Origin of the sequence: Adhaeribacter arboris (genome assembly GCF_003023845.1) — a bacterium.
GTDB classification, from domain to species: domain Bacteria; phylum Bacteroidota; class Bacteroidia; order Cytophagales; family Hymenobacteraceae; genus Adhaeribacter; species Adhaeribacter arboris.
Window position 1 is genome coordinate 3,578,928 of record NZ_PYFT01000001.1, and the last position, 15,905, is coordinate 3,594,832.

Sequence of the window (15,905 nt, forward strand, 5' to 3'; positions counted from 1 at the left end):
GAATAATTAAATTGAGCCGCTTTTTAATTGAAAGTTATCCTATTTTTTATCTGTTGCCGGCAAGCGGTCGCTCATTTGCCGTTCCACCATCCAACCCGGATATCTTCTTTCCGGCTGACTTACCGCATTTAATTCTTCCAACTCGGCTGCCGATAAATTAAAGGATGTAGAATGAATATTAGAGGTAAGCTGGTCCGGAGTTTTAGCGCCGATAATGGTACTGGTAACACCCTTTTGCTGCCGAACCCAAGCCAATGCTATTTCAGCCGCCGAAACATTATAATCCTGCCCTAACCTTATTAAAACATCAATTATATTATAGGCTTTACCTTTATCAATTACCGGAAAGTCAAAAGTATCGCGCCGCGACTGGCCGCCGGTATTGGTTTGGTCACGGGTAAATTTACCCGACAAGAAACCACCGGCCAACGGACTCCAAGGCATAAATCCTAAGCGTTGGTCTTGGGCCAGAGGCAATAGTTCTTGTTCTACGTCGCGGTTAGCGGCGGCATAAAAATACTGCATCCCCACAAACTCGTGCCAACCATGCTGCTTGGCAATACCTAAAGCTTTCATGACCAGCCAGGCCGGCCAGTTACACACGCCTACGTACCGCACTTTCCCGCTTGTTACTACATCGTGCAGGCTATGTACTATCTGCTCTATTGATGTAGCTGCATCTACGCCGTGCACATACAGTAAATCTATATGGTCCATTTGCAGCCGCTGTAAACTTTCTTCTACGGATTGAAAAATATGATACCGCGATAAACCCACCTGGTTAACGCCGGCGCTCATCCGGCCGCGAACTTTGGTAGCAATAAATAATTCGTTGCGGGAAAGCCCAGCTTGCTTTAGCCCTTGTCCGAGAATCTGCTCCGATTGCCCGAACGAATACACGTTAGCGGTATCCATAAAATTAATCCCGGCATCCACCGCCGTTTTAAGTAGTTCATTGGCTTCGTCCTGGGTTTGCCGCCCGATGGCTTCCCAGTAACCTTGGCCGCCAAAAGTCATGGTACCAAAACACAGTTCAGAAACTAACACCCCGGTATTACCTAATAAATTATATTTCATAGTTTATCGTTTTTGAAGTGAATGAAAACAAATATCAAATAAACGTTTGCAGCAACGCAAATTTTTACCTGTTATCTTTTTATAAAGTTCTGTTGGGCAACTGATTTTACCGAAACTACCCCCGATGATATTTACCCTAACCCGTTAGTAAATAAGCATTTTCAGCGCAAAATGTTTTTCGTAAAGTGTACCTAATTCTGAAAATGCGCAACAAGCCTTTCTATAAAAAAAGCCGGCGGAAAAATCCGACCGGCTTGGAACAAAAACAAAGAAAAATTTTAAAATAAATTAAGCTTCCATCTCCGATAAGGCGGGATAGTCTACGTAACCATTAGCGCCACCCGCATAAAAAGTATTTTTGTCGGGGGTAGCTAAATCAGCGTTTTGCGCAAACCGCTCGGGCAAATCCGGATTGGAAATAAATGGTACGCCAAAAGCTACCAGATCCGCTAAACTTTCGGTAATTATCTGATTACCTTTTTCCTGGTTAAACCCTTTGTTGATAATAAGAGTGCCCTTATACAAAGGCCGGAAGTGTTTTGCTATTTCGGCTACGGCGTAAGGCACGTTATCTACGGGTACAAACGGCTCCGATAAATGCAGGTAAGCCAGGTTATACTCGTTTAAACGGTTTACAATGTATTCGAAAGTTGGAATTGTTTCTTCATCTACCGTAATGCCACTCATGCCGTGTAAGGAAGGATTAAGCCGTATGCCTACGCGGGTTAGATCAATTACTTCTTTTAGGGCATCTAAGGTTTCGAACAGAAAACGAGCCCGGTTTTCAATGGAGCCGCCGTATTGGTCAGTACGCTGGTTCGAAACTTTATTAAAAAACTGCTGAAACAAATATCCGTTACTAGCGTGCAGTTCTACCCCATCGAAACCAGCTTTTAAAGCATTAGCGGCAGCCTTTTTAAAATCCTGCACAATGGCTTGTACTTCGTGGGTTTCTAAAGCGCGTGGGGTAACCGTATCTTTAAAACCCAGGGGAGTAAATGATTTATCGTTCGGGTTAATGGCGGAAGGAGCAACCGGCAATTCGCCATTATGGAAATCGGGGTGCGAGATACGACCTACGTGCCATAACTGAGCAAATATTTTTCCTTCTTTCGCGTGCACGGCTTCTGTTACCTGCTGCCAGCCTTTTACCTGGGCTTCGGAGTAAATACCCGGCGTATTAATATAGCCAACCCCTTGCGGGCTTACCTGGGTACCTTCCGAAATTATTAAACCAGCGGAAGCCCGCTGGGCATAGTATTGAGCCGCTAAAGCGGTAGCTGCATTTTCAGGATTATCGGCCCGGCTACGGGTCATGGGAGCCATTACTACCCGATTTTTTAAAGTTAATGAACCTAATTGGTACGAAGTTAAAAGCGGTTGTTTTTCCATTTTTGTTTTATTTTAATTATAAATTGCTACATTATTTGTATATACAAGTATTACGGCAAAAAAAATTTACTCTCTGGCTTTATCTAACAATTGGCCCAGAACGGTAGCTTCTTCCGGAGAAATAGCAGGGAATAATTCTTCAAAAGGTGGCACCTTTTCTTCCATCTGTTTGAGTAAGGTCAAACCTGCTTCTGTTATGGTGATATCAATTTTCCGGCGGTTAGCCGTACATTGACAACGAGCTACTAGTTTTTTCTCGAGTAATTTATCTACCAAGCGAGTAGCGTTACTCATCCGGTCCAGCATGCGCTCTTGAATATCGCCCAGGGAACAAGGATGAGGATGTTGACCACGCAGAATACTTAATACGTTATGCTGCTGCGGCGAAATCCCGTACGAACGCATCATACACAACAACCGTTTCTGTACGTAATTACCCGTAAACATAATGTTTACCATCATCCGGTGGTGCGGTGATTGAAAGCTTTTCTGTTTTATTTCCTCCTCCAATTTCACGACGGCAGCTTATTCTTATTTAATTTCAGCTCAAAAGTAGAACTTATATTTGTATATACAACAATTGTAGCCACAATGTTTTGCATTGGGGAAAATATTTTTAAAAATTTATCCATTTCATATTTACTGAAATAAAAAATTTGCTATCATACTTGGTATACTTAACTGAAAAGTTTGGTGTTCTTGGTAAGTGGATACTGCCGATATCCATCCAGATAGAAAAACAATAGCTCCCGTTCAGAGTAAAAATATATTACATGACAACCTTCGCGGACAAAGTAATTCAATTTAATGCCTCCCTAGAATTTACCGGTCAGTTACCCGTGGGTATTACTATTCTGAATCCATTTAAAGCAGACAAGACTATCATGCCGGTGGTTACAGAGTTTTACCAAAAGTTTTATAACGACACGCATGCGCGACACATGATTTTAGGAATAAACCCAGGCCGGTTTGGCGGCGGCGTTACCGGAGTGCCCTTTACGGATTCGAAGCGGCTAAAACAAGAATGCGGAATCTCTTACTCCGGCAAAGAAACGCATGAACCTTCGTCGGTGTTTGTTTACGATGTTATTCAAGCTTATGGCGGGCCTACTGCGTTTTACCAAAAATTTTATATTAACTCTATTTGTCCGTTGGGCTTTACCGCTCCCGGTAAAAATGGTACTGAGGTAAATTATAATTACTACGATAACTCAGAACTTACCAAGGCGGTTCACGACTTTATTGTGCAAAGCATCCGAAAACAGTTGGATTTTGGCATTAAAACCGATGTGTGTTTTTGTTTTGGCACGGGTAAAAACGAAAAATTTCTCCGGCAACTCAACCAAAAGTATCAGTTTTTTGAAACTATAGTACCCCTGGAACATCCGCGCTTTGTGATGCAATACAAAATTAAATCTAAACAATTTTACATGGATAAATATCTCCTCGCTTTCTATCAGGCAAACTAGATCGCGTTTTGTAAACTTGTGTGTACTCGTTTCCCTAGACAGGTTCTAAAGGAGAAGCAAACCTGTCAGGTTTCAGCCACCATTAAGGCAATTTCTTTATCTGATTGGGTATTACTTAAAACGTAAATCTTTGATAATCAAACTTTACAATGCTACTTTAACTTTGTTCTTAACTGAGCCTAGTTATAAATTTGACTTAATAAAAAGGCCCGTAATCATTTTTACGAGCCTTTTTATTTAAAAAACAATCTTACCAAAGCCTATCTTCCCGAATAGATATTAAACATTTTTCAGCCATTCTCTTGCTACGGGCAAAGAGTAAAAAATATTAATTCGGTTTTTAATAGGCAGGCTAGTAGCTTCTAGAGTTTGTTCCATAGAGTACTGACTATAAGGATTAGGCGATTGTACCCAGGCTAAGTACTTTAAGCCCGCTTCAATTAATTGCGGCAGCAGTTCTTCGGCAGCATAAGAACAGGCATCTAACCACGGACCTTGTACTTGCTGGTTATTATTTAAGATTTTAGCACACTGCTTTTCTTTAAGAAACTGCAAAAGTATCTGTCCATTCCGTTGAACATTATGTAAGTTCAGAGCCCCCATCCATTCAACATAAAGCCAATGAATTTCGGCTTCGTACCAGATTTGGATAGAATCCGATTTATATAATAATTCCTGTGGAATAGCCGTGTTACTACCACGAATAGTATCTAATAAAACAACCATAAGTATAGAATTTAGAGCGTAGATATTTTGTAAGTTATTGGATAAAACTGAAAAAGTCAATTCCTCCTTATTGAATAAAATATATATTATCTTAAATAAAGTATATGCATTATAGTATATACCCATCTAGTATAGCAAATACAAATTTTTTCTATTTACTTCATTTTAAACAATATAGTTCTCTTTATAGACTAATTTCTGTTTCTAATCCACTACAAATAGTATCAGGTGTATTTTACGTAAAATAAATTATGAGTTTAGTACTAAAAAAGCGAAAATTTGAATTGCATTAAGTTAATGACGCGGATTTTTTCATTCTACCGATTAAACTCAAGCCGGGGTGAAGGTTTTATTTACAGCTAAATCTTCGCGGAACGAAAATTCAGAAATGATAAATTAAAACTAGGACTAGATACTTACCCCGTTTCACTTCAGCTATACTACTTACTCTAAAAGTATTTTGTTAGGCATCAGATTTTAAAATTCTTGAGTTCCTGTAAATAAAAATCCCCGCCATCGCCTACCCAGGCAATGACGGGGATTTTATAATTTATAATTATCGGTGTAATAATACTTTTTGCTGGAAATTTTTTGTAGGGGTAACTACCCGCACGAAATAAATACCGGCTACTAACGGCTGAGACGGCTGCCAAGTAAAATTTTGTTGTTCGGCTGCCTGTATTTCGCCTTGGTAAAGTGTTTTTACTACTTGCCCCTGACCATTATAAATTTGCACTTGCACCGCTTGGGTTTTTTCTAAGGTAAAGCTAATCGTTATTTTATCCGCAAAGGGGTTGGGGTAAGCCGTTAAACCAATCGGCAAATTCGAAACTTCTGTGGGGCTAGCCATTCGGGCGGCAATTACCTGATCACTATCTAAGGTTGGAGAGCCCGCTATTGAAGTATCTTTTATTTTAATCATCCAATAATCACTGCCGCCCTGATTATTCTGAGTTCTATCGCCACTAAGTCCCGAATCAGAACGTCCAGCCAGTAAATAGTCGCCATCCGCTGTAATAAGTACATTGCGAAGTTCTTCGGCTCCACGGCCGCCTACCCGGCGATCCCATTGCTTACCGCCCCCGCTCGTCACTTTTACTATCCAGTAATCGGTACCGCCCTGGCTTTCCTGACTTTTATCGCCACTCACGCCCGAAGCAGATTTACCAGCTAACAGGAAACCACCATCCGCTGTTCGCACAATCGAGCGTAGCTCTTCGTCGTTGCTGCCGCCAAAACGCTTGTCCCAAAGTTTAGCCCCGCTGCTGCTTAGTTTCAGCATCCAGAAATCTTTACCACCCTGGCTTTCCTGACTTTTGTCGCCTTCATTGCCCGAGGTACTGTAACCGGCAACAAAAAACTCGCCGGTAGAATAACGACCTATAGAGAAAAGATGATCGTCGTTGCTACCGCCGAAACGCTGATCCCAAAGTTGATTTCCGTCCGCATCGGTACGTACCAGCCAGAAATCTTCTCCACCCCGGCTCAATTGACTTTTATCGCCACTTTGTCCGGAGGCAGAGGCACCGCCCAGCAAGAAACCGCCATCATTGGTAATCAGAAAATTTTCCAGATTATCGGCTAAATTTCCACCGTAGCGTTTATCCCACATTTTATTACCGGCATTGTTCAGTTTTATTAACCAATAATCGGTACCACCTTGGCTAGCCTGGCTTTTATCGCCACCGGCCGGCGAATTGCTGGAGCCGGCCAATATGTATTCTCCGGATGGCAATTGCGTAACCTTGCGCAACTCATCATAGCCGCTGCCCCCAAAACGTTTATCCCATTGTTTCACGCCGGCACTCGATATTTTTACAATCCAGTAATCGCGATCGCCGCGGCTGCTTTGGCTCTTATCGCCGTCTGCACCCGACAAAGAACTACCCGCCAGCAAATAGCCGCCGTCGTGCGTTTGAATGAGGCGATTTAAATAATCGTGCCCGGTACCGCCATAACGCTGGTCCCAAACTTTTTTGCCGTTGGCATCTGTTTTTATTATCCAGAAATCGTTACCGCCGCGGCTATCCTGGGTTTTGTCACCGGTTTGCCCCGAAATAGAGTATCCTGCTATTAAGTAACCCCCATCGGTAGTTTTAATTACTTCCGAAAACGCTTCTGTGTCGGAGCCGCCATAAGCTACATCCCATTCGGTATTCGCTACTGGTTTGCCAATGGTAATGGTATAATCTTCGGTTTCGCCGTATTCAAAAGCTTCGCAGAACTGATCGCTTTTTATAACGGTATTGTATTGGGCCCGAACGCGCATTCGCCGCGCTCCCGGAGTTACTTTGGCCGGAATAGTTATTTTACCGGTATACGTTACGCCTACTATTGCTGTGGGAGATTGATAAATAAACTCGCCGGCATCGCTAAAGTCGTTGTTATTATTATAATCAATCCAGACCCCAAAACCTTCCGGATAATCGGCGCCGGATTTTAAACTCAGATTATACGTCTGACCGGCACTTACCGTAGTAGTGAAGGTACCAGTTGCCGGATAAGTGATGTACCCATTGACTTGTCCGTTACAACCCGAACTATTGTTTACCAGAGTATTAAATTTAATATTATCAATGTAATCGCCGTCGCGGCAACCTTTCGTAACTACCGGAGTGCAGTAGTTGGATTGCAAACTACCCGAAATACTATATTCCCCCAGAGAGCTGTAATCAGAATTCGCCCCGAGCTTACCTCTAACCCCTGTCACGTACAGATAATACGTTCCCGGGGATAAAGTAGGGGTTAACGAAGCCGACATATCATCCGATTCGGCGGTAGCAACAGTAATACCCGCGCTGTTTTTAAGCGTTAGCAAAATATCCAAATTAGGATAATCCGGCGAAGGATTCACATTAAGGGTAATAGCCCCGCTGCCAGCGGTAAAAGAAAAAACATCTACGTCGGCCTGGGTCGTAATAAGGCCTTTGTTGTTCGTGGCTAATACAACGCCCGAGCTATTTACTACTAACGGACGAGCGTTGGCGCTCGTATTGCTATAATCGTCGGAGCGGTAACCAAAGCCATTCTGGGTGGTAATTATTTTAAGATCATTTTCCTGATTATTTGCCTGCGGGTATTCGCCTTTACTCCATTGTACCTGCTCAACGTAATAACCGACACCCATAATGGGAGCCCAGGATTCCTGACCAGCGAAATATTCTTCATGCTGGCTATTTTCTAAGGTCCGGCCATCGTGGCTTAACCCTAAGGTATGGCCGGCTTCGTGCGAACCAGCTTCGCCGGCGCCTTTTATCCCGCTATTAAATACCCAGCAAGGAGTATCATCGCCCCAGGTATAGGAACCTACGTAAGCTACTCCGCCGTAACCCGGGCCGGCATCATCAGTTGGAGTAAAGATTACCCGCATCCGGCGGTTGGCAGGGGCGTTTTTGTAAACGGTTAAGCTGGTGGTTACATTTACGGCAAACGGCCGGAAATCTTCGCTGATTAACTTATAAACTTCTACTATCTCAGCTTCGGATAAATCAGCCGGTTTAGCATTGATCTCATTACCAGCGTTCCAGTAAATACTGTTTACTTTTTCTCCGTCAAAATCAAGGTATATTACTGCTTTCGCACCCGGTAAACTTTGCATGTTCGGAACAGCAAGTGCGGCATTAATAGTCGGGCTTGGGGCAGGAGCAGCTTTACCTTTGGCGGGCACGTAATCTAAACAAAGAACTTTATCAATATTTACTTCCTGCAGATAAACTTCGCCGGAAACAGAAGAGTATTGGTAGGCTTTTTTCTGATCTTTCAAAATAACATATCCCGACAAGGCCGCGCCTTCGGCTTTCAGGAAGAAGTAATTATTTTTCCCGTTATTTGCCTGACCCAGAAATATTTCGCGGGCACCTTCTTTTCGGTTGTTTTTCACGGTAAGCACGAGCGGCGCTTGCCCCGGAATAGCATAACTAATTTTACCTGTACTACCCGTACTACCGGCAGCATTGGTTTTATTGAGGTTTGCTTTATAAGCAGCCATTACATTAGATACCTTGCCTAAATAAAGGCTTTTGTTGTTTTGAGCCCGGAGGCAAAAAGTACTCCCTAAACAGAATACTAACAGGAGTAAAGACTTGTAAAAAGTAGTCATAAAAACTTTAAATCATTTATAGTACTGTAAAAATTTTATTCATAATATTTGAAAAAAGTCTGCCAACACAAGTTGCACCAATACCTTTACAACAAACAATTAAGAAGTTCGGAGAGGAGTAATAGTTAAAATCTGCTAAAATTATAATGTTAACAAAGGCGAAGCAGACACTACAATTTAGGCTTTCTCAAGCATTAACTTTCAACTACAGATAAAACTACCGGCATTGGTTAAGAAGAGCAAAAGCTACCTCGCCAAAAAAACTACTCAAAACTTTGGCGAGCAAAGTATTTACATTCCCTCAAAGATACAAGTTGCCCTTAGCATCCGCAATACTTTTAATCATTTACCAATTACCATTTACCAGTTACCAAATGATATGTCTTAAACCTTTTTTACTTAAATCTGATAATTGATAATTGGTAATTGGTAAATGATTCTTACACTTTCACGCGTTTACCGGCAGCATACGCCGACGGCAATTCGTTAAACTCTTGTTTAAAATATTTAGTAAAGTACTTTGGGTTATTAAAACCTACTTCGTACGCCACTTCGGCTACCGTAAGCTGGCTTTCGGTTAGCAACTGAGCCGCCCGTTTCAAGCGTACCGTCCGGATAAATTCAAGGGGCGCTTTCCCCGTTAAAGCCAATAACTTTTTATACAGATATACCCGGCTCATCCCTAACTCCCGGCTAAGGTCTTCCACCGAAAAGTCCGGATTGGCTATATTTTGCTCGGTAAAAGCAATTGCTTTTTTAATTAATTTTTCATCGAGGGGTGTAATGGCAATGTCCTGCGGCTTCACCTCCATTTTATGTTGCAGAGCCTCCCGGAAAGCCACTTGTTGCGCAATTAAATACTTAAGCCGCGAAAGCAATATTTCAAAATTAAAAGGTTTGGTAATATAATCGCTGGCACCCGTTTCATACCCCAATAATTTCTGCTCTTCGGTGGCATTGGCGGTTAGTAAAATAACCGGAATCGCGGCCGTACGCGGATCTTTTTTTAATTTTCGGCTGAAGGCAATGCCGTCCATCTCGGGCATCAGGATATCGCTCACTATTAAATCGGGAACTAGGGTAATGGCCTGTTGCCAGCCTTGTTTACCATTAGTTGCTTCAACCACCTGGTAAAAGACACTCAGGTTATCTTTTAAATAAAACCGGAAATCTTCGTTATCTTCCACTAATAATATAACGGGTTTCTTAGCGGAACTCTTAGTAGAACCATTAACTTTTTCCACGGGAATAGGAGCCGGTAAAGCGCGCATCTCGCTAACGGCCAAATTAATTTCCGGGGCGGGAAGAACCGCTGGTACAACCGGTAACATTATCGTAAATAAGGTACCTTCGCCGGAAGTACTTTGCACGGTAATTTCCCCCTCGTGTAACTTCACAAACTCTTTCGTAATAGCCAAACCAATGCCACTGCCCTGGTTTACCATGGAGCCGGGTATATCGCTCTGGAAAAACCGCTTAAATACTTTTTCCTGATCTTCCGGCGGAATGCCAATACCCGTATCTTTTACTTGAATGACCAGGTTTTTACGGCTTGAGTCGGTTGTAAAATCGGCCACACTTACTTCTACCGAAACTTTTCCTCCCTCTGGCGTAAATTTAAAGGCATTGGAGAGCAGGTTAAATAAAATCTTTTCCATTTTATCCGGGTCTACATTCGTTACCAAGTGCTCTACGGCGGCGTAAAAAGTAAACTGAATGTTTTTATTTTCGGATATATCCGAAAACGAGAAAGCAATTTCACGAATAAAAGGAATGACATCTATGGGAGATGCGTGTAAAGCAATTTCCTGCACCTCCATTTTGCGAAAGTCGAGCAATTGATTCACCAGGTTCAGCAAGCGGCGGGCATTCCGGTAAACCAGTTTTAATTGAATTATCTTTTCGGCATCAGCACTAGCTTCTTTTAGCATTTTCTCCAAAGGCGCCAGAATCAGCGTTAGTGGCGTACGAAATTCATGGCTGATATTCGTAAAGAACCGGATCTTAAGCATATCTAGCTCCTGGCGGCGATGCGCTTCCTGCCGTTCGTGGGCCAGTTTATATTTAAGCCGTTCCTGCGTCTGCACTATCCGGCGGGCTATTAATAAAGCGGCCAGAAATAAAATTATATAAAAAGCAAAAGCCCAGTTAGTTTTCCAGAAGGGCGGCAGAATTGTTATGCGCAAAGTGGCTCCGGCTTCGTTCCATACTCCATCATTGTTAGAAGCCTTTACCCGGAAGACGTAAGTACCCGGATCCAGGTTGGTAAAGACAGCCTTACGCACCTCGTTATCCACACTAAGCCATTGGTCGTTAAATCCTTCGAGTTTGTAAGCGTATTTATTTTTTTCAGGTTGCAGGAAATTAAGGGCCGCAAAAGCAATCGAAAACATGTTTTCGTGGTGACGTAAAGTAATTTCTTTTGCTTGATTGATATTTTCCTGTAATAATACGCGTCCGTTAAGCGTATCGCCAGCCGCGATTGTTTGATTAAATATTTGAAAATCGGTTAATATTACCGGGGGAACTTGTCTGTTTACTTCTAACTTGCCCGGATGAAAAATATTAAACCCATTACTGCCGCCAAACAACAGGTCGCCGGACCGGGTTTTTAAAAAAGCATTATTATTAAAAGCTTGGTCCTGTAATCCATCAGATACATCGTAATTTTTAAACTGAAGAGTAATATCTGCCGCTGAAGAACCTGGCTGTACTGTTACATTCGAAATACCATTTTGGGTTGCCAACCACATGGTATGCTGATTATCTTCTACAATACCCTGAATAGAATTATCCGGTAATCCATCTTCTTTCCGGAATACGCGGAAAGTATTTTTTTTTCTATCTAATACGTTTAAGCCTTCGTTGGTACCCATCCAGAGGAGTCCCCGGCTGTCTTCCATAACGGTGATAACGTTGTTGTTGCTTAAACCCTGCGCATTATTATTGTTGTTGACGTAATGAACAAACTCCCCCGTTTTATGATCTAGTTTATCTACTCCGTAAGCAGTACCAATCCATAAATTACCGGCTTTGTCTTCTATAATGGAAGAAATATAATCGGAATGGACCGACTTAGGTGCTCCCATGCGATAATGCCGGAATAGTTCCTTTTTTCGATCGAATAGTTCTAACCCGCCGCCCAAAGTACCTACCCACAAATTATTCCGCGAATCTTCAAAAATTTCCCACACCCGATCGTCCGAAATGCTATTTGAATCTTTGGGATTATGCCGGTAATGAGTAAAGGTGGTACCATCGAACTTATCCAGACCGCCGTAATACGTACCAATCCATAAATTTTGCTGTTTATCGAGGTATAAGCCTACAATTACGTTGTTAGTAAGGCTATTCGCATTTTTAGGGTCATGCAGAAACTGTTGAAAACGATTACGCGCCCGATCGAAGTAAAGTAAACCGCCCCCGTTGGTACCCATAAAAATGTTACCCCGGGCATCTTCTACAAACCGGTTTATATCGTTATAAGGCAAGCTATTGGGGTTAGCTGCCTGGTAGCGGTACACCGGAAATTTAATATTATTAGGATGATAATAGCTAATACCGGCTTTATAAGTACCCACCCAGATAATATCGGCCTTGTTGCGGTAAAGAGAATAAATGCTATTCTGGCTAATACTACTTTCATCATCGGGGTTTTGCAGCAAGTACTCCACTGTTCCATGCTTCTTATCAATAATGTTCACGCCGCCATGGTCCGTGCCAATCCAGATTTTGCCGTCGGAGCCTTGCACCACACTCCGCACCAGATCATTATTTAATTTAAGGTTTTTCGATTCGCGGCTGTAATGTTGAAATAATTTAGTGGCGGAATTGAAATAAAAATACCCAAGGGCTGTTCTTCCTGGTATATCCATAAATCGCCGGCATCATCGGCAAAAAGCCGGAAATCTGGTCCGGTTACCGCTTGTTGCTGGCCTAAATTACGGCTACTAAACATTACCTGCCAGGTTTTGCTACTTCTTTTTTCCAGCATGCCATCGCGGTATATCAGCCAAAAATCATTGTTTTTATCCTGCACCAAATCGGACACAGAAGCAGAATGCAAAGTATTGGTTAGCTTTTGAGTTGATTTGGTGCGGGAAGTATATTTAAATAAACCTTGGGTAGCATGCATAAACCAGAAATTGCCGGTTTTATCTTTTACTACCTGGGTAATAGCTGAATCGGGTAAGGCATACCTTTGTAACCAACGAGTGGTATTCGGGTAGAAAGATTCGGTTAAAGGATTGTAAATTGTTAAACCGCTCCGGGTAATTACCCATAATTTTTCTTCTGGTCCGGTAAAAAGCCCGGTTATATAATTATCGCGCAGAGAGGTGGCATGCCGGACGTCGTGCCGGAAAGTTTTAAACGTATACCCATCGTAGCGGTTCAGACCAGTCATAGTACCAAACCACATAAATCCTTGGGTATCTTCTAAAATACAATTTATCTGGTTGTTCGATAAACCTTTATCGTTATCCAGACGAACGAACTTATACCGGTCTGGTTGAGCAGACAGCCGGATAAGATTAAAAATAAAAAGATAAAAAACAGGAAAATCCTAAATTTCATTGTGAATGTACGGTGCAGGCTCAAGGAGCGGTTTCTCGCGCCTTGCTATTAGTAACTTCCTTACTAATCTAATTTAATTATAAGCAAGTTATCATTGAAACGTTAATGGAACCGGGAAAGTGCACGCACGGCTTATATCATTTCCAGCACTTTATTTTCTAAAGATTTCTGGAGATAAACTGTTGTGGCTAGAGAAAGAGGGTTTATTTTAATTTTTCCAGTTCCTGGCGCGTTACTTTAAATACCGTACCGTGCCGCACTCCCGCCGGAAAGTTTATCTTCCCGGAAATATCTGTCCATTTTTTTAAATCCGGCGACGTAACTGCGCCCATTTTGCCTTCGGTATATTTATCAAAATAAACAATCCAATTAATTCCTAATTTTAGAGCAGTTGGTCCTTCGGCCCAGTATTTACCGGTTATAGGCGGTCCGGCGGCCATATAGGGTCCAACTAGGTTTTTGCTTGTGGCTATCCGAATATTTTTCTGCGGCGGTTCGCGGGTTTCGTCTTTCAGAAACATAAGGTATTGGCTTTGGTTTGGGACAATCGTAGCATCGATAACGTTAAAGCCGGGTTCGTATAATAGTTTAGTAGGGCTAAATTTTTTAAAGTCGGCAGTGGTGGTATAGTACATCCGGTGATTATAACTGTTTTCTTCTTTAGATTGCGTTTCCGGATACAGGCCGGTAATGGTAGTGGCCCAATAGATAAGATATACTTTTTGTTTTTTATCGTAGGTTATTTCGGGTGCCCAGCTATTACGCGCGCCTGCTTCGTGTTCCATTACGGGAATATACTGCTGCTCTGACCAATGAATTAAATCCAGCGAGTTCGCGTAACCAATTCCTTTGGCATTCCAACTTACCGTCCAGACCATGTGAAATAAATTATCCGGACCTTTAATAATGCAGGGATCGCGCAAGAGTTTATCTTGACTAACCTGAGGTTTAAGAAATAAACTATCGTTTTTTAAAGGAGACCAATTTAAACCATCGGTGCTGGCAGCCAGGTGCAAGCCATCGCCATTCCCTTTGAAATAAGCAAAAAGTAAAGCTTCGTTTTTTCCGGGCTCCTGAGCTTGCCCCCGAAAAGGAGCCACCAGAGAGAGAACAAAACAAACTATTTGGATTCGTATCAGGATTTTATAGAAGGCAGCCATCTAACAGATTTAGGTAAACGGCAAAATATAAATTATTTATTAGATTTAACAATTGCGGTACCCGCAACTATTTGGTTCCCGCTACGGCCAGTGTACTTACTTTATTATTTACCTTATTTACTACCCACTTGCCAACTTGCAAACCTTGTAAACGGCCGTTATCAATGGCATCGCGAAAGTGAATGCCCCCGTAAAAACGCGAAATACCTGCCTCCTCCGCTGCTTGCTGAAAAGATTTAAATTCCCGGGCCGGTAAACCAAACCGCACTTCCACGGTATCCTTATATTTAAAATTATCTCCCAAGTAGTGCGTTAAAACTACCGCCGCCGCCGATGAAATAGTAGAATGGCCACTTAAGTATTCCGGGAAAGGCGGGGTTTGCAGGAGCGGCTTCCACCGAGGGTCAATATATTTGCGGATAGCGGTCTCCGGACGAATACGGTTACTGCGGAATTTCTCGTCCCAGCACGAAATAAAACCATCCATTAACGAAACAGAAACTAAAGTATTTATTTGCATAGCCTTGGCAAAAGGCACTTTCGCCTGTTGGCAGGCAATACCCGTAATACCTAACCAATGTGCCCCCGGCGATATTTTCTTCATTCCTACCAGCATGTGCCCATTGTCTTGCAAAGCAAAAGGATTACAGTCCCAGAAAGCGGCGATTTCCTGGTGCTCTTTGGGTAATTGAACACCTTCCTGGTAACTTTCCTGCATCAATTTATAGAACTCAGATGCTTTATCTTTGGAAAATGCTACCGGTGGCGCCGGTTTAAACTGAATGCAGGTATCTAAGGTAAACGACCGCACGGTATTAAAATAAGGCTCTACCGGGGCAAAATAGCCGGGCGGAGTCGGATACCAGGTTCCTTCCTGGTTAGCAGGCGTGTAGCGCGGATAATTACTGATGCGGTTGTATTTGTCGGCTTTAGCGTAAGCGAGAATACTTTTACTAATAGCTTGAGCGTACGCCAACGAAGGACTAATTACTTCTTCGGAAACACCCGCGTTCCGGCAAGAATCTAAAAATTGCTGCTCATATTTCTCTAATAAGGTGCCGGAAGGTTGCATTTTTTTAGCAGTCTCCATCATCGCCAATAAGGCACTTAGCTGATAAGAATAACCCGAAACTTGCGGCTTTTCTATTTTAGGATATTTGTTTAAAACACCGTACATGCTCCGGCTCGTACTATCGTTTTGAGCCACCACCTCATAACCGGCCAGACAGGCATAAGAAAAAAAACGGGCAGCTAAAGGCGGATTCGTTACGTCATGTACCATTATATCCGTCATCTTGGACAACACCTGGCTTATTTGCTGGCTTTTGAACGAACCCTCCGACTTTTTACGGCCGCAAGCCATTATTACCATCAGGCTAAAAAGAAAACTTAAAATTTTCTTCATGT

The 15,905-nt window shown here is 42.5% G+C and carries 10 protein-coding genes and 1 pseudogene; 1 reads left to right on the top strand and 10 read right to left on the bottom strand.

Going from position 1 to position 15,905, the window contains the following annotated elements; genetic code table 11:
• Window positions 1-39: 39 nt before the first annotated feature.
• From AHMF7605_RS14945 to AHMF7605_RS14955, 3 genes are all read right to left on the bottom strand, one after another.
• The gene (locus tag AHMF7605_RS14945; RefSeq protein ID WP_106930633.1) at window positions 40-1,077 is read right to left on the bottom strand and encodes an aldo/keto reductase; all 1,038 of its coding nucleotides are present in this window, start codon (window positions 1,075-1,077) and stop codon (window positions 40-42) included.
• 288 nt (window positions 1,078-1,365) lie between these two features.
• Window positions 1,366-2,469, bottom strand: coding sequence for an alkene reductase (locus AHMF7605_RS14950; protein WP_106930635.1), 1,104 nt, complete (start codon window positions 2,467-2,469; stop codon window positions 1,366-1,368).
• A gap of 66 nt (window positions 2,470-2,535) precedes the next feature.
• Window positions 2,536-2,985, bottom strand: a complete 450-nt coding sequence (locus AHMF7605_RS14955) for a MarR family winged helix-turn-helix transcriptional regulator (protein WP_233219121.1) — start codon at window positions 2,983-2,985, stop codon at window positions 2,536-2,538.
• Between the two features lie 257 nt (window positions 2,986-3,242).
• Between AHMF7605_RS14955 and AHMF7605_RS14960 the strand changes: the two genes are divergently transcribed.
• Window positions 3,243-3,938, top strand: a complete 696-nt coding sequence (locus tag AHMF7605_RS14960; protein WP_106930637.1) for a uracil-DNA glycosylase family protein — start codon at window positions 3,243-3,245, stop codon at window positions 3,936-3,938.
• Between the two features lie 279 nt (window positions 3,939-4,217).
• Here AHMF7605_RS14960 and AHMF7605_RS14965 read toward each other — a convergent pair whose 3' ends face one another.
• The 7 genes and pseudogenes from AHMF7605_RS14965 to AHMF7605_RS14985 form a co-directional block, all read right to left on the bottom strand.
• Window positions 4,218-4,664 carry a hypothetical protein gene (locus AHMF7605_RS14965; protein ID WP_106930639.1) on the bottom strand — a complete coding sequence of 149 codons (447 nt, stop codon included), beginning with the start codon at window positions 4,662-4,664 and terminating at the stop codon, window positions 4,218-4,220.
• A gap of 556 nt (window positions 4,665-5,220) precedes the next feature.
• Window positions 5,221-8,763 (bottom strand): GEVED domain-containing protein, encoded by a 3,543-nt coding sequence (locus AHMF7605_RS14970; RefSeq protein WP_106930641.1) that lies wholly within the window; start codon window positions 8,761-8,763, stop codon window positions 5,221-5,223.
• Between the two features lie 440 nt (window positions 8,764-9,203).
• On the bottom strand, window positions 9,204-12,527 hold the full coding sequence (locus tag AHMF7605_RS14975) for a two-component regulator propeller domain-containing protein (RefSeq protein ID WP_199200241.1): 3,324 nt from the start codon (window positions 12,525-12,527) through the stop codon (window positions 9,204-9,206).
• A gap of 11 nt (window positions 12,528-12,538) precedes the next feature.
• Window positions 12,539-13,183, bottom strand: coding sequence for a ligand-binding sensor domain-containing protein (locus tag AHMF7605_RS30180; protein WP_233219124.1), 645 nt, complete (start codon window positions 13,181-13,183; stop codon window positions 12,539-12,541).
• A gap of 12 nt (window positions 13,184-13,195) precedes the next feature.
• Window positions 13,196-13,303, bottom strand: a pseudogene (locus tag AHMF7605_RS31120) (hypothetical protein); the annotation flags it as partial.
• Between the two features lie 238 nt (window positions 13,304-13,541).
• A complete protein-coding gene (locus tag AHMF7605_RS14980; protein ID WP_233219131.1) occupies window positions 13,542-14,498 on the bottom strand; it encodes a glycoside hydrolase family 43 protein in 957 nt (318 codons plus the stop codon).
• A gap of 67 nt (window positions 14,499-14,565) precedes the next feature.
• Complete coding sequence (locus tag AHMF7605_RS14985; RefSeq protein WP_106930643.1) at window positions 14,566-15,903, bottom strand: vanadium-dependent haloperoxidase; 1,338 nt, start codon at window positions 15,901-15,903, stop codon at window positions 14,566-14,568.
• Window positions 15,904-15,905: the final 2 nt, after the last annotated feature.